At 67.9% G+C, this 20,972-nt stretch carries 18 protein-coding genes; 13 read left to right on the top strand and 5 right to left on the bottom strand.

Translation table 11 applies throughout. The features are described 5' to 3' along the window. The first annotated feature begins 7 nt into the window (after positions 1–7). The 6 genes from EJ903_RS15000 (at position 8) to EJ903_RS14975 (ending at position 7,998) form a co-directional block, all read left to right on the top strand. Positions 8–1,096: a tetratricopeptide repeat protein gene (locus EJ903_RS15000; RefSeq protein ID WP_126616833.1), complete on the top strand. Its 1,089-nt coding sequence runs from the start codon at positions 8–10 to the stop codon at positions 1,094–1,096. Between the two features lie 40 nt (positions 1,097–1,136). Further along, positions 1,137–1,619 carry a hypothetical protein gene (locus EJ903_RS14995; protein WP_126616831.1) on the top strand — a complete coding sequence of 161 codons (483 nt, stop codon included), beginning with the start codon at positions 1,137–1,139 and terminating at the stop codon, positions 1,617–1,619. A gap of 237 nt (positions 1,620–1,856) precedes the next feature. Then, a complete protein-coding gene (locus EJ903_RS14990) occupies positions 1,857–3,275 on the top strand; it encodes a chemotaxis protein CheW (RefSeq protein WP_158627940.1) in 1,419 nt (472 codons plus the stop codon). A gap of 75 nt (positions 3,276–3,350) precedes the next feature. Next, a complete protein-coding gene (locus EJ903_RS14985) occupies positions 3,351–5,300 on the top strand; it encodes a HAMP domain-containing methyl-accepting chemotaxis protein (protein ID WP_126616827.1) in 1,950 nt (649 codons plus the stop codon). 4 nt (positions 5,301–5,304) lie between these two features. Beyond that, positions 5,305–6,819, top strand: a complete 1,515-nt coding sequence (locus EJ903_RS14980; protein ID WP_126616825.1) for a mechanosensitive ion channel family protein — start codon at positions 5,305–5,307, stop codon at positions 6,817–6,819. Positions 6,820–6,912: 93 nt separating this feature from the next. Further along, positions 6,913–7,998: a hypothetical protein gene (locus EJ903_RS14975; protein WP_246015589.1), complete on the top strand. Its 1,086-nt coding sequence runs from the start codon at positions 6,913–6,915 to the stop codon at positions 7,996–7,998. Between the two features lie 22 nt (positions 7,999–8,020). Here the strand turns inward: EJ903_RS14975 and EJ903_RS14970 are convergent, their stop codons facing one another. Continuing rightward, positions 8,021–8,962, bottom strand: a complete 942-nt coding sequence (locus EJ903_RS14970) for an AraC family transcriptional regulator (protein ID WP_126616823.1) — start codon at positions 8,960–8,962, stop codon at positions 8,021–8,023. A gap of 132 nt (positions 8,963–9,094) precedes the next feature. Here EJ903_RS14970 and EJ903_RS14965 point away from each other — a divergent pair, with 132 nt between their 5' ends. Then, positions 9,095–10,162 carry a hypothetical protein gene (locus EJ903_RS14965; RefSeq protein WP_246015587.1) on the top strand — a complete coding sequence of 356 codons (1,068 nt, stop codon included), beginning with the start codon at positions 9,095–9,097 and terminating at the stop codon, positions 10,160–10,162. 21 nt (positions 10,163–10,183) lie between these two features. On the opposite strand, the gene EJ903_RS14960 is transcribed toward EJ903_RS14965, so the two are convergent. Further along, complete coding sequence (locus tag EJ903_RS14960; RefSeq protein ID WP_126616821.1) at positions 10,184–11,041, bottom strand: EamA family transporter; 858 nt, start codon at positions 11,039–11,041, stop codon at positions 10,184–10,186. Continuing rightward, on the bottom strand, positions 11,038–11,652 hold the full coding sequence (locus tag EJ903_RS14955) for a nitroreductase family protein (protein ID WP_126616819.1): 615 nt from the start codon (positions 11,650–11,652) through the stop codon (positions 11,038–11,040). Before EJ903_RS14955 ends, EJ903_RS14960 begins: the two co-directional genes overlap by 4 nt. A gap of 107 nt (positions 11,653–11,759) precedes the next feature. Here EJ903_RS14955 and EJ903_RS14950 point away from each other — a divergent pair, with 107 nt between their 5' ends. From EJ903_RS14950 to EJ903_RS27010, 6 genes are all read left to right on the top strand, one after another. Then, positions 11,760–12,656 (top strand): LysR family transcriptional regulator, encoded by an 897-nt coding sequence (locus EJ903_RS14950; protein WP_126616817.1) that lies wholly within the window; start codon positions 11,760–11,762, stop codon positions 12,654–12,656. 144 nt (positions 12,657–12,800) lie between these two features. After that, entirely contained in the window at positions 12,801–13,088 is a 288-nt protein-coding gene (locus EJ903_RS14945; protein ID WP_126616815.1) for a BufA1 family periplasmic bufferin-type metallophore, read from the top strand. A gap of 24 nt (positions 13,089–13,112) precedes the next feature. Then, complete coding sequence (gene bufB, locus EJ903_RS14940) at positions 13,113–14,084, top strand: MNIO family bufferin maturase (protein ID WP_126616813.1); 972 nt, start codon at positions 13,113–13,115, stop codon at positions 14,082–14,084. After that, a complete protein-coding gene (locus EJ903_RS14935; protein WP_126616811.1) occupies positions 14,068–14,844 on the top strand; it encodes an HvfC/BufC N-terminal domain-containing protein in 777 nt (258 codons plus the stop codon). The genes bufB and EJ903_RS14935 overlap by 17 nt, the downstream gene beginning before the upstream one ends. Next, complete coding sequence (locus tag EJ903_RS14930; RefSeq protein ID WP_126616809.1) at positions 14,841–15,299, top strand: DoxX family protein; 459 nt, start codon at positions 14,841–14,843, stop codon at positions 15,297–15,299. The genes EJ903_RS14935 and EJ903_RS14930 overlap by 4 nt, the downstream gene beginning before the upstream one ends. After that, the gene (locus EJ903_RS27010) at positions 15,296–16,954 is read left to right on the top strand and encodes a methyl-accepting chemotaxis protein (protein WP_126616808.1); all 1,659 of its coding nucleotides are present in this window, start codon (positions 15,296–15,298) and stop codon (positions 16,952–16,954) included. Before EJ903_RS14930 ends, EJ903_RS27010 begins: the two co-directional genes overlap by 4 nt. Positions 16,955–16,976: 22 nt before the next feature. Here the strand turns inward: EJ903_RS27010 and EJ903_RS14920 are convergent, their stop codons facing one another. Together EJ903_RS14920 and EJ903_RS14915 are read right to left on the bottom strand one after the other, a co-directional pair. Then, the gene (locus tag EJ903_RS14920) at positions 16,977–18,170 is read right to left on the bottom strand and encodes an alpha-hydroxy acid oxidase (protein ID WP_126616806.1); all 1,194 of its coding nucleotides are present in this window, start codon (positions 18,168–18,170) and stop codon (positions 16,977–16,979) included. 108 nt (positions 18,171–18,278) lie between these two features. Further along, a complete protein-coding gene (locus EJ903_RS14915) occupies positions 18,279–20,813 on the bottom strand; it encodes a bifunctional diguanylate cyclase/phosphodiesterase (protein ID WP_158627939.1) in 2,535 nt (844 codons plus the stop codon). Between the last annotated feature and the right edge of the window lie 159 nt (positions 20,814–20,972).

The following is a 20,972-nucleotide window of genomic DNA, read 5'->3' as shown; positions in this document are numbered from 1 at the left end:
CACAACCATGGATTTCGGATTTCTCACCGTTCCCATCTACATGGCGCTGATTGCGTTCGGCTTTGCCGTGTTCACCGACACCCAGACCGTAAACATCGAATATGTGGACGTGCCGGAGACCATCGCGGCGGAAACCGGCTACACCTCGCCCGTGATCGTCACACGGCTGGCGGATGAGATGCAGTTGATCGCCAAAAAGGCCAGCACCAAGGCCGAGGTTCGGCAGGTTGAACTGCACGAGGAAAAGAAGCCGGTCGCCGTGCTCAGTGAGTTCGTCGGCCTGACTCCGCTGGTGCGTGTGGTGCAGGAATCGGTGTCGCTGACGCCCTTCACCTTCTCCGGTGAAATCGTCATCCACGGTGACGACCTGGAAATGAAACTGCGCGGTTATGACAGCCACCACCGCCAGTTCCAGATCGTCAAGACCGCCCATCACGATCAGGTGCCGCAACTGGTGCGCGGGGCCGCTTATGAGGCCATGCGCGTCGTCAACCCCTACATCCTGGCCGCCTATCAGTTCAAACGCGACCGTCTGACCCGCGATTTCACCCCGACGCTGGAGATCATCCAGCGCGAATTGGACAACCATGACACCGAATACGCCAAGTGGATGCTGAATCTGTGGGGCATGGTGCTCTACCAGCAGTCCGACCGTCCCGGTGCGATCGAGAAGTTCCGTGAGGCCAGCGCGCTGGACAAGGATTTCCTGTCTCCGTTGCTGAACTGGGGCGTGGTCGAAGCCCGCGAGGGCAACCATTCGCGCGCCATTGAGTTGTTCCGGTCGGTGACGACCAACAAGACGGCGGCCAAGAACGCGGCGGCGGCGGCGGCGGCCTACAGCGAATGGGGCTTCTCGTTGGCCTTGATCGGCAAGTACGACGATGCTTTTGCCAAGTTCGAAACGGCGGTGGCGACCGATGGCACTTTTGCCGATGTGTATTCGAGCTGGGCGGAGGTCCTGAGCGCTCTGGGCCGCAAGGAAGACGCTGCCCGCATGACGGCCCGCGCGCTGGCGTTGGCCCCGACCGAAGTGGTTTACACCGAAAACCTCATCGGCGCGGTCCAGAGCCTGCCCGCTGCGGCGACTCTGCAATAACCGCCGAACACCACACGCACGGATGGACGGAGACCGAACCATGACCACACGGAAGATCGCGCCCTCCCGCCGCCTGGTGCCGCTGTTTGCGGGGTTGGCCCTTGGTGTTGGTCTGGCCACGTTGGTCACGGTTCCGTCACCGGCGCGTGCCAGCGGTGGCGGCAACAGCAACGCCAGCAGCGACGGGCATGTTCGTCGCAGCGACCATGGCATTCCCAAGGTGTTGGCCGCGCGCAAACGTGGCAACCACGGCGGGCATGGCGATGACGCGGGCGGCCATGGCGGCGGCCACACCAGCACCATCCTGACTCTGCTTGGCCTGGGTTTTCTCGGCGGCGGGCATGGCGATGGTCACGGCGGCGGTCATGGCAGCAGCCTGTTCGGCGGTGGTCATCACGGTGCCGACCATGGTGGTCATGGCGCTGCGGGGCATGGACCCGCCGACGCCCATGGGGCCGCGCATGGCCCGGCGGATCCGCACGCGGCTCCGGTGTCGGCCCCGACGGGAGGCACGGCGCACTGACGCTGCCCGGTTCATCCAAACAGTCGAGGACAGGAATGCGGCACGGCGCTTCGGCGTCGTGCCGCTTGTTCTTGGGGGGAGGCGATCTGGCGCAACGCGGATGCGCGCTCGGTGCGGCGGTGTGTTCCCCGGAAAAACCCTGATCGATTTTGTCGTTTCAACGCTTTAGCGTGATCATGCATGGGTTGGCGGCACGGTGCCAATCCACGTTCTCCTTCGCCACGCTGGAACCGCCGGATGGACACGCCTCTGACCTTTCAAGTGGATTGCACGGCGGCGGCAAACCTCTATCTGCGCGATGCGGCGGGCCGTGTGCTGGTTCTGCCCAGCGACCGCGCGCACCGGGTGGCCTTTGCCACCGTTGCGGCACCGTTGCCCTTTGCCCCGGTGGGGTGCGAGGGGGTGGCGATGATCGAAACGGTGCTCGCCACCCAGATTGATCTGACGGGCAACCCGGGTGGCGGGGTGCCGGACACGGTGTCCTACGCCTTGCTGCTGCGTGGCGCGCGCGGCTGGTTCCACGCCCGCGTGTCCGGTGTGTCGTTGACCGATCCGGCTCCGGGAGAGCCTCACGACAGTGCCCTGCCGCTGCTGGATCGTCTGACCGAGGGGTTGACGGAGGACCGCCGCATTCTGACCCTCGATCCCGAGCAGGCGGATGTTCGCGCGAAGGATGGCGAGGCGCTTCTGGTGTTGCGCACCGGATCCCGCCGGATCGCGCTGCCCGCGCGGTCGGTGGAGCGGGTGGCTCCGCATCAGGGCGCGTGGCCACTGCGCCGGGGCGGTGCCGATGAACGGGTTGTGGCGCTGGATGGCGATCTGCTGCCGGGTTGCTCCCTGGCGGCGTGGCTGGATACGGCGCGGGAGGTTGCTGCTCCTGCTGAACCGACGGCGGCGGAGGAGGAGGGGGAAGGCTGGGTTGCGGTGATGCGGGTGGAGGGCCGCTGCATGGCGGTCACGTTCACCGCGCTGGATGGCCTCATCACCGCACCGCCGGACCGCATCCGCGCGCTGATTCATCGGGGGCACAGCGCCCGCCATTGCCTGGATCCCGAACGTGGGGCCATCGAAATTCTCGATCCTGACGGATTCCTCGTTTCCCTGCCGGAGGGGGCCGACGCCCGGATCTCATCGGACGGCGAGGTGGACACCGCCCGCCACACCGGGGAGAGCGAGCCGCTGCCGGTTCCCGACGGTGGGCTGGCGGCAACGGCCGGGCCGTTCGTCTGTGTGTTTTCGCGGGGGGCGGTGGATCGCCTGCTGACCGGCACCGGTTTGGGTCGGGTGGATCGCGAACGTCGACCTGGGGCCGAGCCGGTTTTCGATTTGCCGACGTTGCTGGGTCTGCCGAGTCCCGACGCCCAACGGGCGCGGGCGGGTCGCCTGTTGCGGTTGAACCGTCCGGGCCGCCGGTCGGTGCTGCTGTTCGTTGACTCGGTCGGCCCGACGGAATCCACCCCGGACTGGCAGGCGTTGCCCAGCGTGCCGCCGCTGGTGGACACGCTGTTTTCCGCGCTGCGGCTGGTTGGTCCGTCCGGAGTGGCGCAACTGCTGGTTCATGACCGGCTGCGGACCGACCGGGTTGTCGGTCAGGTCGCCGTCCATCTGGCGGCGGCGCATCTTGGCTGGTGTGATCCCCGCACGGCGGATGGATGATTTTGTCTCCCGCCTGTTTCTGACCTCCTCTGTCCTGTCTCGGCTGCCCTCTCCACCCGTTGCCAAAGGGTCAACATGTTCAAGAACCTCAAAATCGGCGTCCGTCTGTCCCTTCTGGTGGCGGTTCTTTGCTCCTTCATGCTGGCGGTTGGCTTCATTGGGCTGAAGGGGATGCAGGCGGGCGACGCCGCGCTCGATACCGTCTACAACGACCGCGTCGTGCCGCTGCGCGACCTGAAGATCATTGCCGACATGTACGCGGTCAATGTGGTGGACAGCGCCCACAAGACACGCAACGGCAGCATGACGGCAGGGGAGGCGAAGAAGAACATCGACATCGCGACAACGACGATCCGGCAGAAATGGCACGATTACCTTGCCACCTATCTGGTGCAGGAGGAAAAGGCCCTGACGGTCAAAGCCGAACCGCTGATGACGGTGGCCGATCGTGAAATCAGTCGGCTGCGGATGATCCTGGAGAGCGGCAACGCCGACGCCTTGGCGAAATTCACCGCAGAGTCGCTGTATCCCGCCATTGATCCGGTGTCGGACATCTTTTCCGATCTGGTCAATCTTCAGATCAAGGTCGCCAAAGACTCCTATGAAAACAACAAGGAGATGTACGACGACTCGCGCACCCGGATGATCGCCCTGATCGGCGGGGCGCTGCTGCTGGGGGTGATGATCGCGGTGGCGACCATCCGTTCGATCACCGGGCCGCTCGCCTACGCCAGCGATTTGATCTCCTGCATGGCCGAGGGGCGGCTGGACATCGAGGTGGTGGACGACGGACGACGCGACGAGGCCGGGCGGATGGTGCGCGCCACCGCCCAGATCGCTGCCACGTTGAAAGCGGTGTCCGCCGATTTGCGCGAGATGATCGACGCGGCGAAATCGGGGGCGCTGTCCACCCGCACCGACCCGGCCCGCCATCGCGGTGAGTTCGCCGCCCAGGCCCAGGGGGTCAACGATCTGGTCGACATCCTGACCGCCCCGCTGTTCGAGGTGGCCGCCGTGATGGCGAAGCTGGCCTCCGGCGACCTGCGTGGGCGCATCACCGGGGCCTATGACGGCGACCTGCGCGCGCTCAAGGGCAACGTCAACCGCAGCCTGGACGCGCTGGTGGCGCTGCTGGACGAGATCTCCGCCATCGCCGCCGCCATGGCGCAGGGCGACATCACCGTGACGATCGAAGGCTCCTATCAGGGCGATTTCGCCGCGATCAAGGCCAACATGAACAAGGCGGTCGAGCAGTTCAGCGGCGTGGTGCGCGAGGTGGCGAACTCCACCCAACAGGTGGCCCATTCGGCGGGCGAAACCACGGCGGCCGCCCTGGACGTGTCGCGGCAGGCGTCCGAACAGATGGGCACGCTGACCGACGTGTCGGGTGCCATCGAGCAGATGGTCGCCGCCGTCGCCGAAATCGCCCAGAGCGCGGAGCGCGGCAGCATGCTCGCCCGTTCCGCCGCCAGCACGGCGGAGGAGGGGCAGGCCAAGCTTGCCAACCTGACCACCGCCGTCGATCAGATCGCCGCCGCCAACGCCCGCATCAACCAGATCAGTGGCCTGATCGCCAGCATCGCCGAGAAAACCTATGTGCTCGCCGTCAACGCCGGGTTGGAGGCGGTGCGCGCCGGGGACCAGGGGCGTGGCTTCGGCCTGATCGCCCATCAGGTCACGCGGTTGGCCGAGGATGTGGCCCAGGCCACCCGCGACATCGGATCCCTGCTGGAAGCGACCGACCGCAGCGTGCAAAGCGGTGTGACGGCGGCGCAGGAGGCGCGCGGGTCCATCCGCCGCATCGTCGAAACCTCGCAGGAGAACGGGACCACCGCCCAGGCCATCGCGGCGGCCATCGACGAGCAGAACGCCATGGCCCAGGTGCTGAAGGACCGCGTCATCAGCCTGACCATGGTCGGCCAGAGCACGGCGGGCGCGGCGGAGGAGATTTCCGCCACCATGTCGTCCCTGACCGACATGGCCCAGCGGCTGAAGACCGAGATCGAACGGCTGAAGGTGGCGTGACATCATGCGGACAACCCTGCGCGACGCGCTCAGCAAAATCCTGCTGCCGGGGCTGCTGACCGTCGGCATCTTCACCTTCTTCTATCTGGGCGGCGACGCGTACCAGACCTTTGGGCTGGCGGCGGTGGACAACACCCGCCGCATCCTGAAATACGTGCTGGGGGTGGCGGCCTTCCTGTCGCTGGCGGTGCTGGCCCAGCGCATCATCCGCTACGTCATCTTCGACGGCATCGTCGCGTCGGCCACCGGCGCGCCGGTCCCGAAGCTGTTGAGCCAGATATCCGGCCTGCTCATCTACATGGTGGCGCTGTCGGCCTGCGCCGGCATCGTCTTCGACCAGGATTTGACGGTGCTGTGGGCGGCGTCGGGTGTTGCCGGTCTGGTGCTCGGCATGGCGCTGCGCGAGCTGTTGCAGGACGTGTTCGCGGGCATCGCGCTGAACATCGACCGCGCCGTGCGGATTGGCGAATACATCCAGCTTCACAAGGCGGGCGAAACCGCCATCAACGGCCAATTGCTGGAAATCAGTTGGCGCACCACCCGGATCAAGGATTTTTCCGGCGACGTCGTCATCATTCCCAACAGCAAGTTCAGCGCCATCACCATCACCAACTTCAGCCAGCCGGAGGCGACGAGCTACCGGTCGGCCATCGTCACACTCGACGCCCGCGTGCCGCCCGCCCGCGCCATCCGCATCCTGCAGGCCGCCGCGCTGGAGGCGTTGACCGGGTTGATCGGCGACCAGGGCGCACCGCCCCAGCCCTGGGTCGAGGTGAAGAGCATCAAGCCGGAGGGGGCGGAATACGCCATCTATTTCAAGGCGGAATGGCGATTCCTGGCCTCGGCCCGTCCGTTGATCCTGCAAGCGGCCCTGACCCATCTGGCTCAGGCCGGGCTGGAACCGGCGGTTCCGCGCCAGAACACCGACACCGAAATGGGGCTTCAGGTGCCGGGCAAGGAGCGGCTGGCCCAACTGATCGGCGACGCCCCGCTGTGGCGCGGTCTGTCCCGCCGCGATCTGGATCTGTTGGGCGAGGGCGCGCGGCTGACCGTGGAACAGCCGGGCCGCGTGGTTGCCCAGGCGGGGGAGGCGGGGACCGTGCTCTACCTCGTGCTGGAAGGGTTGCTGTCCACCGAGGCCAGCCGCCGCAACGGCGTGCGCAACAGCCTGCCATCCATGCTGCGGCCCGGCGACCTGTTTGACCCCGCCGTTGTGCTGTTGGGGGAGGCGCACGCCTGCACCGTGCGCGCCCGCACCCCGGCCCTGCTGTGCGAGCTGGATTACGATCTGGTCAACCGCCTGTTCCGCAGCAGCCCGGAGGCGTTCGACACGGTTGGTCGCAACCTCGCCGCGCTGGTTCCGGCCAAGGCGACCAGCCTGGGCCGCGAGGAGATGGGCGAGACCGGCGATTGGGCGGAGGAGATTCAGCGCCAGATGCGCCATCTGTTCCCCGGCTTGGCCCTGCCGGTGCGCCGCGACGACGCCCCGGTGAGCCTTGCCGCCCGCAAGCTGACCTGAGCCTGTCCGCTGCGGAATCACCCCTGAAATCGCCATCGACAGCGCGCCGCCGGGTGCCTATGGTCGGCCCTGGAATTCTGGCGCGAGGGCAGCATGGCGAAGCGGAGCAACGGAACGGGCGGCGGCGCGGGCAAGGCCAACGGCGCGGTTGGGGGCGCGCTTGTGGGCGCGGGCGGCAAAGCGGCAGCACCCGGTTTCGCCGGGACCCCGGCGGATCGTCTCGTCCGGCTGTGGCGCACCGCCGACCAGCGCTTTGGTCTGCTGCTGGACGAGGTGCTGGACGCCGGGCGGCAGGCGGTGATCGAAGCCGCCCTGGGCAAGCTGCGCGAGGATGAGCAATACAATTTCCTGGACGAGGTGGAGGCCTTCGCCGAATCCGTCCAGCGCACCGACCAGTATGGCGATCTGTCCACTGTGACGCTGTTCTGGTTGGCGGCGGAGGTGGAGGGCGACCTCAGCGCACCGCCGACCATCGAGGCCATCGAAGAGGGGTTGGACGATTCCGGCTTGCTGGAGAACGCGGCGGACACCCGCCTGTTGCCGCTGTGGCTCGACCCCGAAGCGCTGTCCTATCTGGAGGCCGCCGACCGCCGCGCCTTCCTCAACCATTTGCTGACCTCGGTCGATGACGCCGTCGCCTACGCCCAACGCCAGGATTTGGTCGCGGACGCCGAGGCCGCTTCGCCGCGCTTCGTCGCCGTCGTCGGTCTGGTCGAGGAAAGCGGTGATGGGCTGGAGGGGGCAGGGGAAACGCTGCCCGACCCCCTGAATCTCGGCATCGACAACGCACCCGAGGCGGAGCTTGACCCGGAGGAGGAGGCCCGCGTCCGTGCGGCGCTCGACCGCTTCACCGAGGCCGTGCGCAGCGCCGACCGCCGGGTCCGCCGCTGCGAGCCGATCGGCGGTCTGAACGATCTGCTGGATTTCACCGCCGAAGCCGAATGGCAGGCCGATTCCGGCCTGAACGAACTGGCCGATTTCCTCGACGTCGCCAGCCAGGAAACCGCCGACGGGGTGGTGGACGTCTCGGTGGTGGACACCGGGGAGGGGCTGCACATCCGCGCCGCCGACGGCGATGGCCGCACGATGGACGACCGCCTGTTCCCGCTGACCGGCGAGGCGGTGGACGCGGCGATGGACCTGCTGAAGCGCCGTTGCCGCCGCGTGTCCACCGACTGAACGCGGGGCCTCGCTCCTTGGTTCATCCGGCCAGGGGCAGGAACAGGTCGGTCACAGCCTCCGTCTCCGGCACGTCGGGGAAAAAGCGGACGCGCTGAAGGTAGGGCGGGGCGTCGCCCGGCTCCTCGCCGCTGGCGGGCAGCCAATCGCGGTACAGGTGGAGCAGGGCGGCGCGCAACCCGGCCTCCGACCCGACATGGCGCAGGGTGGCGCAGCGCCCGCCGGGGATGACGCCGGTGCGGACGCCGTCGGGATTCGGCTCCACCGCCCGGTCGGTTGCCACGCACAGGTCCAGGCGGAAATCGTCGGGCGGCACCTGCTCCGGATCGTCGTGCAGGATGTTGTAGGTGGCGTGGCGCTGGGGCGGCAAGCCGTTGGCTTTGCGCCAGTCGATGAAGCGGCGCACGCTGTCGCCGATCCGCGCGGGATCGCCGCGATGCTCCAGAACGGCCACCGGGATGTCCGGCACGGTGATGATCCGGATGTCGGTCGCGTCGGGAGGGGGCTGGTCGGTCATGGTGAACCTTTCGATGGGCAGCAAATCGGATTGAACCGCCCGCCACGCCGCCCAATCGGGCGCGGCGCGGAAGGCGCTGGGGGATTGGCCGACGCAGCGTTTGAAGGCACGGGCGAAGGCTTCCGGCCCGTCATACCCGGCGTCGAGCGCGATGGTCAGGATCGGATCGGTGCGGAAGGCCAGCCGATGCCCCGCCCGCTTGAAGCGCAGAAGCTGGACGCAGCGGTGGATCCCGATCCCGAACAGGGCGGTGAATTGCCGGTGGAAGTGGTGCGGGGAAAAGGCGGCGACGGCGCTCAACGCCGCGACGCTCAAGTCCCCGTCCGGATGATCGTCAATGTGGCGCAACACCCGCTGGAAGCGGGCGCGGTAGCGTTGGGCGGCGGTTGGTGTGGGCGTGGGGGTGGGCGTGGGCTTGGGCGTGGTCAAGGCGTTGTCTCCGGGCATGACCCACACCCTACCCGGTGGATCGCCCGCCCGCCTGACCGAACTTGCGCAATCGGCATTGCGGCCATGGCGGTTGGCCGGTTGGGCGGAGCGGCCCGGCTGTGTTAGGGTCGCCGCCAACAAGGAGCATGCATGTCGTCGGATCGAGTGATGACGCTGGGCGCGTGGCCGCGCCCGGCGGATATGCCGGAACGCCTCGCCGTTGAGGTCGCCGGATGGGCCAACCTGTCGCGCAGCCCCAGCGGCGGGGCGTTCTATTCCCAATCGGGCGAACCGTGGCGGTCGCCGGAGGAGGGCTGTTTGCGCGCGGCCACCGTCTGGAATCGGGCGGTGGAGGGCGAAAACGGCCCGCGCTTTCCCACCGACGCGCCGCTGCCGCCGCGTTGCGACTGGGCGATTGCCCGCTGGACGGCGGGGGTGTGGGCGCTCATCACCGGCGACCAGGACGACCCGCGCGTGGTGCGCGAGCGCCGAAAGGACCGGGTGGACCGGCTGGTGGCCTCCCGCCGCTGGACGCGCAGCGACCTGGAGGTGCTTCAGGCCCTGTTGGGCAGCGATGCGCTCGCCCGTTCCTCCCTGTTGGCGACCGATCCGGGGCGTGAACGTTCGCTGAAATCGCTGACGGCGTTGCGTCTGGTCCAGATCGTGACGACGGAGGATTCCGAAACCCCCGACGCCGCCCGCCGCATCCTGAGTCAGGTGGGCGGCAACGGCACCGACGCGGCGGTGTGGTTGGACGAGGACGCGCAGGCCATCGCCGCCGAGGTGGTGGCGTGGCAGGCCAAGCGCCACGCGCGCGCCGAAAGCCGCCAGGGCCGTCACGCCCAGGCGCGCGAGCAGGAGGAGGACGTCAAGGCCTCCATCGCCATGGCCGTGCGCAACGTCTTCCCCGCCATGCCCGCCGAGGTTGCTGCGTCCGCCGCCGCCCGCCTCGCCCCCAGCGTCGCCAAGCTGGGCCGCCGCCCCGGCACGCAGGGCATTGTGGACGCCGTGGTGGAAATCCGGCTGGAGCGCTGGCGTCAGGCCATCGCCAGCGATCCGGAGGTCGAGGCCCGCCTGTTGGCGATGCAGGCGCGCGGGGCGAACGGCCGCGTGCGCAAACGCTTCCGCGACCAGCGCGCCGCCGAACGGGTGGAGGCCGAGATCCGCGACTGGCGCGGCGATCTGGAACCGGTCACGTCGCACCGTCTGGGCGGGTGAACGCGGTCGGCTGAACGATGGTCAGCGGGGTTGGCGGTTGACCCGTTGCCCCGCCGCGATGCTGGCGATGACCAGGGCCACCCCGGCGATCTGAACCGGGGTCAGGCTCTGGTCAAGGCAAAGCCAACCCAGCAAAACCGCCGTTACCGGGCTGAGAAATCCCAACGAGGCCACCGCCGCCGACTCCAGCCGGGCCACCCCCCGGAACCACAGCACATAGGTCAGGGCGGCCCCGATCAGCCCCAACCACGCCAGACCCAACAGGTTGGTGACGGTCGGCATCGGTGGGGGTGGGGCAACCAGCGCCACCACCGGGATCAACAGCAGACCCCCGGCGGTCAACTGCCACGCGGTGAAGGTCAGCAGCGACACCGGCGGCTGCCATTTGCGCGTCAACACCGTGCCGCAGGCCATCGACAGCGCCCCGGCCAACCCCGCCGCCACCCCCACCGGGTCCAGCGCCGCGTTTGGCGTCAGCACCAACAGCGCGACCCCGCCCAGCCCGACCAACGCCGCCAGCACCGACAGCGGGCGGATCGGGCTGCCCAGCAGCAGGGAGGCGAGGAACACGACGATCAAGGGCTGCACCGCCCCCACCGTCGCCGCCACGCCGCCGGGCAGACGGTAGGCCGAGACGAACAGCATGGTCCAGAAGATGGAGAAGTTGAACGCCCCCAGCGCCATCACCCGCAGCCACCAGATCCCCGTCGGCAGGCGGCGGACGATCAGAAGCAGCAGCAGCCCGGCGGGCAAGGCGCGCAGCGTCGCCACCGCCAGCGGCGGGAAGCCCGCCAAAAATTCGGTGGTGACGATGTAGGTGCTGCCCCAGATGGCGGGGGCAATCGCCGTCAAGGCCAGATCGGATGCAGGCATTTTCATGAGAAGGTCAACACCTCGGTGACGGGGCGGCGCGGTTTCTGCGGCCAGTTGCCGGGGGCGGCGCGGCCGATGGCCAGCAGCATCACCGGCACTTCATCCTCGGCCAGAGCGAAGGCGCGCGCCACCCCGGCGGCATCGAACCCGACCATCGGCCCGGACGCCAGCCCCATTGCCGCCGCCGCGTGCATCAGCGTCGCCGCTCCCAGGCTGGCGGAGCGCACCGCTTCGTCGCGGGCGTTTTGCGGGTCGGCGTATTGCGTCCGCGCGCTGCGGGTCCACCCGGCGGCCATCGCGTCGGGCATGTGGCCGCTCTCAACGAACGGGCGCAGTCGGTCGTGCAGGGTGTCGGCGTCGGGCCGCTGACCGCAGATGATGACGGTGACGGCGGCGTCGGTCACTTTGGCCTGATCGTGAGCCAAGGCGCGCAAGTCTGCCTTCCGTTCCGCCGTGCGAACGGCGATGAATCGCCAATTTTGCAAATTGTAGGCGGTGGGGGCGCGGGTCGCCAGACGGATCAATTCGGCGATCTCGGACTCCGTCACCGCGCGCGCGGGATCGAAGTGGTTGGCGGAGACGCGCGTGTCGATGAGGGCGATGGATGGATGTGGCATGGGCGGTATCCCGATGGGACGACGGATGCCCAACGGATAGCGAATTCACCATCAGGCGATAATGCGCTATGTCTGAAAGAAATTCTTTTCCAACAGCGAATAATGAAATGGATCGCCTCACCGCCCTGCAGGTTTTCCGCCACGTGGCGGAACTGAACAGTTTTGCCGCCGCCGCGCGTCGGTTGGGTCTGTCGCCGCCCGCCGTCAGCAAGAACATTGCCGAACTGGAGGCCCATGTCGGTGTCCGTCTGATCCATCGCACCACCCGGCGCATGGCCCTGACCGTCGAGGGGCGCGCCTATCTGGAGCATGTGACGCGCGGTCTGGACGCGCTGGCCGACGCCGACCGGGTGCTGTGTCCGGTCAAAACCGCCCCGACCGGCACCCTGCGTGTCAGTGCGCCGATGACGGTGACGCTGACCCGGCTGTCGACGGCCATTCCGGGCTTTCTGATGGCGCATCCTGGTTTGATTCTTGATTTGCACTTGGATGACCGTCGTGTGGACATTGTGCGTGAAGGTTTTGACATGGCCATTCGCGGCACCGATCATTTGGACGATTCCAGTCTGGTGGCGCGCAAGCTGGCGGTTATGCGCCACGCGCTGTGCGGGGCACCCTCCTACTTCGCCAGCCATGGTGAGCCACGGACGCCCGCCGATGTGAAGGGGTTGAACGCCATACGTTTCAGCCTGTCCGGACATGCCGATGTGTGGGAGTTTCGCAAGGATGGGCGGGTGGAGCGGATCCCCGTGCTGGGGCAATACTCCGTTTCCTCCAGCCTGGCCGTGCGCGACGCGCTGCGCGCTGGGTTGGGTGTCAGCTTGATTCCCGTGCCCTATGTGGCGGAGGATCTGGCGCAGGGGCGGTTGCGGGCCGTGCTGACGGATTGGCGGACGGTGGACACCACGCTGCACGTGGTCTATCCGTCGCGCCAGCACGTCGCGCCGAAGCTGCGCGCGTTTGTGGATTTCCTGATCGGTGCCTTTGGTGACGGTCAGGAGTGACGCGCAAAAGCGCTCACGCGCCTGTGATCGGATCGTGATCGTCATTCCCGGCGGCTATGGAATTGATAGCCCCCCGGCATTTCACAGGAGCCGTTTGATCTGCCACAGTTCGGTCATCGCAACAGCCCAATGAGGAACGCCGCCATGACCACCGCCGCCAAGACCGCCAACAAGACCACGCTCGCCAGCCTGATCGCTGCCACCGCCATCACCGCCGCGCTGGCCGGGGCGAGCGTCGGGACTGCGCAGGCCGCTGACGAAAAGGAAAAATGCTATGGCATCGCCAAGGCCGGGATGAACGATTGCCAGACCCCGACCTCGTCCTGCGCCGGCACTTCGAAGAAGGACGGCGAAGGCCACGCCTTCCTGCTGGTTCCCAAGGGGACCTGCGGCAAGCTGGTTGGTGCCAGCGTGACCCCGAAGGCGGGCTGATCGTCACGACCGGGGGACCCGCGCATGCCTTTCCGCACCGCCCATGCCGCTGCGCTGGTCCGCCCGACGGACCGCGCCGCCGATCACCCCGCCCCGCCGCCCGCTCTGGCCGGGATCGGGCTGAAGGCGCGGCACGCGGCGTTGCTGCTGGACAGCCGTCCCCCGGTCGCCTTCCTGGAAATCCACGCCGAGAATTACATGGGCGCGGGCGGTCCGCCGCACCGCTGGTTGGCGGCCCTGCGCGAGCATTACCCGGTGACGGTTCATGGCGTCGGCCTGTCGTTGGGCGGGGCGACGCCGCTGGACGAGGATCACCTCGACGCGCTGGCCCGCGTGGTGGAGCGCAGCCGTCCGGCGCTGGTGTCGGAGCATCTGGCCTGGAGCCAGAGCGACGGCGTCCACCTGAACGATCTGCTGCCGATCCCCTACACCCCCGCCACGCTGGCCCACGTCGCCGCCCGCATCGACCGGGTGCAGGAGCGGTTGCGTCGCCCGATCCTGATCGAAAACCCGTCGGCCTACATCCGCTACGCCAACAGCCCGATCCCGGAGGCCGAATTTCTGGCCGAACTGACCCGCCGCACCGGTTGCGGCATCCTGCTGGACGTCAACAACCTGTTCGTCTGCGCCCACAACATCGGGGCCGACCCGCTGACCTATCTTGACGCCATCCCGGCGGGGGCGGTGGGCGAATATCACCTCGCCGGGCATCACCACCGCAGGTTCCCGGACGGGACCAGCCTGCGCATCGACGATCACGGATCGCGCGTGATCCCGGAGGTGTGGGCGCTCTACCGCGCGGCGGTGGCCCGCATCGGCGCGCGCCCGACCCTGATCGAATGGGACAGCGACATCCCGCCGCTGGACGTGCTGTGCGACGAGGCCGCGCGCGCCGACGCGGAAGCCGCAGCCGCTGAAACAGCCGCCGCCGAAACCGGCGCGGCGCTGGCAACGCCCACCCCAACACCGGAGGTGCGCGATGCGGTCGGTGCGTGAGTTCCAGGCGCGGATGCGTGATTTCGCCTTTGACGCCGACGGGCGCGGCGCGTTGGTTGGGGCGCTGGCCGATTGCGGCGGCCCGCCGATGGCCGATCGCCTGTCAATCCACCGCAACACCACCATGCTGGGTCTGGCGGGCGCGCTGGGCGACGGCTTTCCGGTGGTGCGGCGGCTGGTGGGGGAGTTGTTTTTCGACCGGATGGCGCAGGATTTCCTGCGCGCCCACCCGCCGCGCCGGGCCAGCCTGCTGACCATCGGCGCGGAGTTTCCCGCCTTTCTCACCGGCTACGCCCCGGTGCGCGAACTGCCCTATCTCAGCGACGTGGCCCGGCTGGAATGCGCCTGGACCCACGCGTACCACGCCGCCGACGGGGAACCGCTGCACCCGCAGATCCTCGCCACCCTCGACCCCGAACGGCTGGGCGAGCTGCGCCTGTCGCCCCTGCCGTCGCAACGGCTGCTGGCGGCGGCCTATCCGGTGGACGCGATCTGGCGCAGCAACCAGGAGGCTGCCCCGGACGAGGAGATCCGGCTCGACAGCGGGCCGGTCCATCTGCTGGTCCACCGGCCCGAGATGGCGGTGGTGTTTCATCCGCTCTCGCGCGGGGCCTTCTCCTTTCTGATGGCGCTGGCCGCGCAACAGACGCTGGCCGCCGCATGGGACAGCGCGTTGGCCACCGACCCGGATTTCGACCTTGCCAGTGAATTGGCTGGGCTGCTCACCGCCCGCGCCTTTGGGGGATACCGTTTGCCATGATGCGCCACCGTGTTCTCACCCTCCTCCGTTGGTTGAACCGTTCGCCTGATTGGCTGCACGGCGCGCTGTGCCGCTGGGGGGTGGCCGCCATTTTCTGGCGGTCGGGCCAGACCAAGGTCACGGGCTTTTCCATCAACGAAAGCACCTTTGACCTGTTCCGCGACGAATACCGGGTGCCGCTGCTGCCGCCCGATCTCGCCGCCGTGCTGGCGACGGTGTCGGAGCATCTGTTCCCGGCCCTTCTGGTCATCGGTCTGGCCTCCCGCCTCAGCGCCGGGGCGCTGCTGGGGATGACGCTGACCATCCAGATTTTCGTTTACCCTGGCAGTTGGCCGGACCATCTTTTGTGGGCCTCCGCCCTGGTCTATGTGGTGCTGCGCGGGCCGGGTCAACTCTCCCTCGATCACCTGATCCGCCGCCGCTGCGACGATTCCCGCGAAAGGTTCCGCCCATGACCCTGTCGATCCGCGCCCGTCTGTGGCTGTTGCCGGTGGTGGCGGCGCTGGGCTTTGCCGCCGTGCTCGCCGCCGGTTTCATCGCCAACGGGGCCGTTGAACGCGCGGTGGAGGCGAGCGTTGAGCTGCGCAGCGACCGCGACACCCTGACCGACGCGTGGTTCGGCGTGCAGCAGACCCACGCCAGCCTGCTGGAAGCCTGGTCGATCACCGACGCCGAGGCGTTGAAGGGGCATTTCACCGTGGTGCGCGCCAATCTGGATTTCATCGGCTCCACCGCCGGGGATCCGGCGCGGCGCAACGGCAAACAGGCGGAGTTTGAGCGCCACTTCAAAACCTTCACCGACTACGTCCAAACCCAGACCACCGGCCTGGAATCCGGCAACCGCATGACGCTGGTGGAATTGGTTGGCGGGCTGAAAGCGGCGTCGGAGCCGGTGAACGCCCTGTTCCAGATGCTGTACCAAGCCACCTCCGAACGGCTGGTGGCGGCGGACGAAGCGATCCGGCAGGCCAACCAGCGCCTGGTCCTTCTCACCATGCTGGTGGCGGGGGCGGTGCTGGCGGTGCTGCTGCCCGCGATGCTGCTGGTGATCCGCAGCGTCGTCGGTCCCGTGCGCGGGATCGAGGCGGCGATGCTGCGTTTGGCCGATGGCGACACGGCGGGCGACATCCCCCACACCACCAAACGGGACGAGATCGGCGCGATGGCCCGCGCGGTGAAGATCTTCAAGGAAAAGCTGGCCGAGATCGACCGCCTGCGCGAGGAGCAGCGCGCCGGGCAGGAGCAGAGCGAGCGCCTGACCCGCCAACGCCGGTTGGAAGAGGCGATGGGCGTGTTCGACCAGCAGGGAACCGCGATGCTGCGCAGCGTGGAAAGCGCGCTGGCCGACGTGCAGGGGGTGGCCTCGGATCTGCGCGGCACGGCAGCCGACACCGCCCAGCGTTGCGCGGTGGTGGCGGATGGGGCCGGGCAGGCGTCGGCCAACGTCGGGACCGTCGCCGGGGCGGTGGAGGATCTGGCCCGTCAGATCGACCGCATGCTGGACCGGGTCGGTGAAACCGCGCGCATCGCCACGCGCGCGAGCGACCAGGCCCGCGACACCGACCGCACCGTGCGCGGCCTGTCGGAAACCTCCGCCCGCATTGGTGCGGTGGTGAAGCTGATTGAGAAGATCGCCAAGGAAACCCGCCTGCTGGCGCTCAACGCCTCCATCGAGGCGGCGCGCGCGGGCGAGGCGGGCAAGGGATTCGCCGTCGTCGCCGCCGAGGTGAAGGCGCTGGCCGACCAGACCGCCCTGGCGACGGAGGAGATCACCGACCAGATCGCCGCCGTGCGCAGCGAAACCGACCGCGCCGTCGCCACCATCCAGCAGGTGACGGCGATCATCCACGACATCGACACCAATGTGCGGGACGTCGCCGCGACGGTGGAGGAGCAGGGCCGCACCGCCGGGCAGATCAGCGACAGCGTGCGCGCCGCCGCGTCGGGCAGCGACGAGGCGTCGCGCAACATTTCCGTCATTGCCCGCGCGGTGGAGGCGACGGACACGCTGGCCCGCCGTGTCTTTTCCGCCGCCGAAGTGCTGTCGCGCGACAGCCACGGCCTGAAGGGGGCGGTTGAAGGATTCCTGACCACCGCCAAATCGGTGTGAGGGAAGGGGCCTCTCCCCTCCCTCACCAGCCGAAATTCGGTTTGCCCGCCAGAATCGCCCCGGTCACGTCGCGCACGTCGCGCAGGCCGCACATGGCCATGGTGACGTCCAGCTCCTTGCGGATGATGTCCAGGCATTGGGTGACGCCCGCCTCGCCCCCGGCCCCCAGGCCATAGAGGAAGGCGCGGCCGATGAACACGCCCTTGGCCCCCAGCGCCAGCGCCTTGATGACGTCCTGGCCGCTGCGGATGCCGCCGTCCATCAGCACCTCGATCCGGTCGCCGACGGCCTCGACGATGGCGGGCAGGGCGGCGATGGACGACATCGCCCCGTCCAGCTGACGCCCGCCATGGTTGGACACGATGATGGCGTCGGCCCCGGTTTCCGCCGCCTGCACAGCGTCTTCGGCGTCGAGGATGCCCTTCAGGATCAGCTTGCCATCCCAGCGGTCGCGGATCTTGCGGACATCGTCCCAGTTCAGCGTCGGGTCGAACTGCTCGGCGGTCCAGGAGGAGAGGGAGCGCAGATCGCCCACCCCCTTGGCGTGACCGACGATGTTGCGGAAGGTGCGGCGCTGGGTGTTCAGCAGGCTCAGGCACCAGCGCGGCTTGGTCGCCATGTCCAGAATGTTGGGAATGGTCATGCGCGGCGGGGTGGACAGCCCGTTCTTGATGTCCTTGTGCCGCTGCCCCAGGATTTGCAAATCCAGCGTCAGCACCAGGGCCGAGCAGCGCGCCGCCTTGGCCCGCGCGATCAGCCGGTCGATGAAATCGCGGTCGCGCATGACGTAAAGCTGGAACCAGAACGGCTTGTCGGTGTTCTCCGCCACATCCTCGATCGAGCAGATGCTCATGGTCGAGAGGGTGAAGGGAACCCCGGCCTTGGCGGCCGCGCGGGCGGCGAGGATCTCGCCGTCGCCGTGCTGCATCCCGGTCAGGCCGGTGGGGGCCAGCGCCACCGGCATGGCCACCGGCTGCCCGGCCATGGTGCTGGCGAGCGTGCGGTTGGTCATGTCCACCGCCACCCGCTGGCGCAGCGTGATCTTGGCGAAATCCGACTGGTTGGCCCGATAGGTCCCTTCGGAGTAAGAGCCGGAATCAGCGTAATCGTAGAACATGCGCGGCACCCGCCGCTTGGCCAGCCGCCGCAGATCCTCAACGCAGGTGACGGGGCTGGCGGCAAAGGGGTTCGCCAAACGCGAAAGAACGGAGGTCATGACGGCGGGGTCCGGTGGTGATGGCGCGGGGCGGGGCGCTGATTTGGCCACCGCGCTCCGACTCCGTCAAGCCATACGCTGCCGTTTTGCTGGGGCCGCTTCGCCCGATCACCCGGCGGCCAGACGCGGCAGATGGGCCGGGTCGGTCCAGTCGCTCAGCGGCAGCGGGCGACCGAACAGATAGCCCTGCGCCCGTTCGCAGCCCAGATCGCGGAGTGCCGCCGCCTGTTCCAGCGTTTCCACCCCTTCGGCCACCAGATGCACGTCGAAGCTGCGGGCGATGCCGACGATGGAGTGCACGATGGTGCGCGATTGGCCGTTTCCGGTCATGCCGGAGACGAAGGAGCGGTCGATCTTCAGCCCGTCGAACGGCAGGCTGGTGAGGTAAGAGAGGGAGGAATAGCCGGTGCCGAAATCGTCGATCGCCACCCGCACCCCCATGTCGCGCAGCTGGATCAACGCCTCGCGCGCGATCATCCCGTCGGTGGCCAGCGAGGTTTCGGTGATTTCCAAGGTCAGATTGTCGGCGGGCAGGCCGGAGTCGCGCAACGCCGTTTCCACCGTTTCGACAAAGCCGGATTGGATGAGCTGGCGCACCGACACGTTGACGTGCAGATCGAAATCGCTGGGCCAGCCTCGGTGCAGACGTTCGGCGATGTCCTGGCAGGCGGTGCGCAGCACCCAGTGGCCGATGTCGAGGATCTGCCCGCTTTCCTCGGCCAGCGGGATGAACAGGTCGGGCGGAACCATGCCGCCGCGCGGGTTGTGCCAACGGATCAGCGCCTCCGCCCCCACCACGCGCCCGCCGCGCGTCAGATCCACCACCGGCTGATAGACCAGGCGGAATTCGCCGCGCGCCAGCGCCGGAGCCATTTCGGCGGTCAGGCGGGTGCGTTCCTTCGACTTGCTCATCATGTCGGGTTCGAAGACGCGGGCGCTGCGCGGGCCACGCCGTTTGGCCTCGCTCAGCGCCACGCTGGCGTGGCGCAGGTGGGATTCGATGGTGTCCAGTTGGTTGAGCGGACCACCCGTCACGCCGATGCAGGCGCTGACCACAACCTCGTCCTCGTCGGCGCGGAAGGGGGAGGCGAACAGCCCTAAGGCCCATTGGCCGAGGGCCTGCATCGTCTCTGGCGTCGCCGGGCTGTCGAGAACCACCGCGAACTCGTCGCCCTCCACCCGCGCAACCAGCGCGCCGTCGGGGCAGTGGGTGGCCAGACGGTGGGCGACGCTGGTCAGCAACCCATCCCCGGCTCCATGGCCGATGCTGTTGTTGATGCCGCGAAAGCCATCCAACCCGATCAACGCCACCACGACCGTCGCGTCGCCATCCGGCCCGGGCGAGGACAGCTTGCGGTCAGCCAGCGTCTCGCACAGGCCCGACCGGCTCAGCAGGTTGGTCAGCGGATCCCGCACGATGCGGTCGCGCAATTCCTGGAAGGAGCGGCGCAGGCGCACCGACATGTCGTTGAAGGCGTCGACCAGAAGCGCGGTTTCGCGCAACGACACGCCGGGTGTCAGCTCGTGCCGCCATTCGCCGCGCGCCAGCGTCTTGGCCGCGTGGGCGGTGTTCAGGATCGGTTGGATGATGAGCTGCAGCAGCGCCAGCCCGACCACCACGCCGAACAGGGCGATCCCGATCACCAGCCACAGCGTGGTCAGGATTTCGCCGCGCAACGTCCCGATGAGGTCGCTTTCGTTCATCACCACGCCGATCCGCCAGTCCAGGCCCCGCGCGTCGGTGTAGGGCGTGACCTTCAGGAACAGCCGCTCCCCTTCGGCGCGGGTAATTTCCCGCGCGGTGTCGCCCGCGTGGCTCAGGAAGGGGGCCGCCGCCCGCACCAGCGGATGATGGCTTTCCTGAACCAGCAGTCGGGTTCCGCCCTTTTCCTTGCCCCCGGTGGTGGCCAGGATGGGGTTGCTGCCGGTCTGCGCGACCAGCCGGTCGTTGCCGTCGATGATGAAGATGGCCCCATGCCCCAAATCCGGGGCGTTGCCCAAGAAGCGGCTGATGCCCTCCAGCTTCACGTCGGCGACGATGATGCCCTGGAACGCGCCATTGCGGTCCACGCTGGGCGAGGTCGCGGAGATGGTGATTTCCTGTTTTTCATCATAGTTGCTGTAGATCGGCGTCCAACCCGGACCAGCGTTCTGCACCCCCTCCATGTACCAGGGGCGGCTGCGTGGATCGTAGCCAGGGTATTGGGCGATCACCGGGCTGTTCAGTGTGTCGCCTGCGTGGATGCGCAATTCCCCGTTGGTCCGTTTGTCGAGCACCATGGCGGCGAAGCCGTTGTTGGTTTCCCGACGCAAACCGACAAATTCTCCGTTGCGCCCGCCAAAGGCGACAACGCTGACATGCTGTTGTTCGACAAAGGCGGTTCCGTAGAGCGCGCGGATCTTGCTCTCGATTCCGCTCATATCACCGGGGGTGTAAAGCTCGTCGAACAGGATTTCCTGCCGCATCACCCGCAGGATGGCGTAGGGCGCATCGAGGAAATGCGACAGGACATCGTGCGTGCGCGCCGTCAGACTGCCGATCACCCGCTGGCTCTGCTCCGTCAACAGACGCTCATGACCGATGTGGGCGGCGTAGCCCATCAACGCCACTGACACCAGCATCAGCGTGGCGAAAGGCAGCATGATTGCCGTTCGCAAGGACAGACGCCGGACGTGGCTGCGCAGCATAGTGCCTCCTCGGCGGACCAATGCGGGATCGAAGCGGGTGCCCGTGTTGGCGTTGGAAAATCCTCACTCTCGGCAGTCGCTGTGTCAAGCCGGGGGATTTCGGTGCAGAATTCG

It is taken from the genome of Azospirillum griseum (assembly GCF_003966125.1).
In the GTDB taxonomy this organism is placed as follows: Bacteria; Pseudomonadota; Alphaproteobacteria; order Azospirillales; family Azospirillaceae; genus Azospirillum; species Azospirillum griseum.
The sequence above is the reverse complement of the archived record's forward strand: the minus strand, read 5'-3'. Positions and strand labels throughout refer to the sequence as shown.

Excerpts from the sequence above, each read along its gene's own strand:
- EJ903_RS14990 (WP_158627940.1), top strand. The coding sequence starts at position 1,857 with ATGGACACGCCTCTGACCTTTCAAGTGGATTGCACGGCGGCGGCAAAC.
- EJ903_RS14920 (WP_126616806.1), bottom strand. The coding sequence starts at position 18,170 with ATGACCTCCGTTCTTTCGCGTTTGGCGAACCCCTTTGCCGCCAGCCCC.
- EJ903_RS27010 (WP_126616808.1), top strand. The coding sequence starts at position 15,296 with ATGACCCTGTCGATCCGCGCCCGTCTGTGGCTGTTGCCGGTGGTGGCG.
- EJ903_RS14965 (WP_246015587.1), top strand. The coding sequence starts at position 9,095 with ATGTCGTCGGATCGAGTGATGACGCTGGGCGCGTGGCCGCGCCCGGCG.
- EJ903_RS14950 (WP_126616817.1), top strand. The coding sequence starts at position 11,760 with ATGGATCGCCTCACCGCCCTGCAGGTTTTCCGCCACGTGGCGGAACTG.
- EJ903_RS14995 (WP_126616831.1), top strand. The coding sequence starts at position 1,137 with ATGACCACACGGAAGATCGCGCCCTCCCGCCGCCTGGTGCCGCTGTTT.
- EJ903_RS15000 (WP_126616833.1), top strand. The coding sequence starts at position 8 with ATGGATTTCGGATTTCTCACCGTTCCCATCTACATGGCGCTGATTGCG.
- EJ903_RS14915 (WP_158627939.1), bottom strand. The coding sequence starts at position 20,813 with ATGCTGCCTTTCGCCACGCTGATGCTGGTGTCAGTGGCGTTGATGGGC.
- EJ903_RS14930 (WP_126616809.1), top strand. The coding sequence starts at position 14,841 with ATGATGCGCCACCGTGTTCTCACCCTCCTCCGTTGGTTGAACCGTTCG.
- EJ903_RS14960 (WP_126616821.1), bottom strand. The coding sequence starts at position 11,041 with ATGAAAATGCCTGCATCCGATCTGGCCTTGACGGCGATTGCCCCCGCC.
- EJ903_RS14970 (WP_126616823.1), bottom strand. The coding sequence starts at position 8,962 with ATGCCCGGAGACAACGCCTTGACCACGCCCAAGCCCACGCCCACCCCC.
- EJ903_RS14985 (WP_126616827.1), top strand. The coding sequence starts at position 3,351 with ATGTTCAAGAACCTCAAAATCGGCGTCCGTCTGTCCCTTCTGGTGGCG.
- EJ903_RS14980 (WP_126616825.1), top strand. The coding sequence starts at position 5,305 with ATGCGGACAACCCTGCGCGACGCGCTCAGCAAAATCCTGCTGCCGGGG.
- EJ903_RS14975 (WP_246015589.1), top strand. The coding sequence starts at position 6,913 with ATGGCGAAGCGGAGCAACGGAACGGGCGGCGGCGCGGGCAAGGCCAAC.
- EJ903_RS14955 (WP_126616819.1), bottom strand. The coding sequence starts at position 11,652 with ATGCCACATCCATCCATCGCCCTCATCGACACGCGCGTCTCCGCCAAC.
- EJ903_RS14935 (WP_126616811.1), top strand. The coding sequence starts at position 14,068 with ATGCGGTCGGTGCGTGAGTTCCAGGCGCGGATGCGTGATTTCGCCTTT.
- EJ903_RS14945 (WP_126616815.1), top strand. The coding sequence starts at position 12,801 with ATGACCACCGCCGCCAAGACCGCCAACAAGACCACGCTCGCCAGCCTG.
- bufB (WP_126616813.1), top strand. The coding sequence starts at position 13,113 with ATGCCTTTCCGCACCGCCCATGCCGCTGCGCTGGTCCGCCCGACGGAC.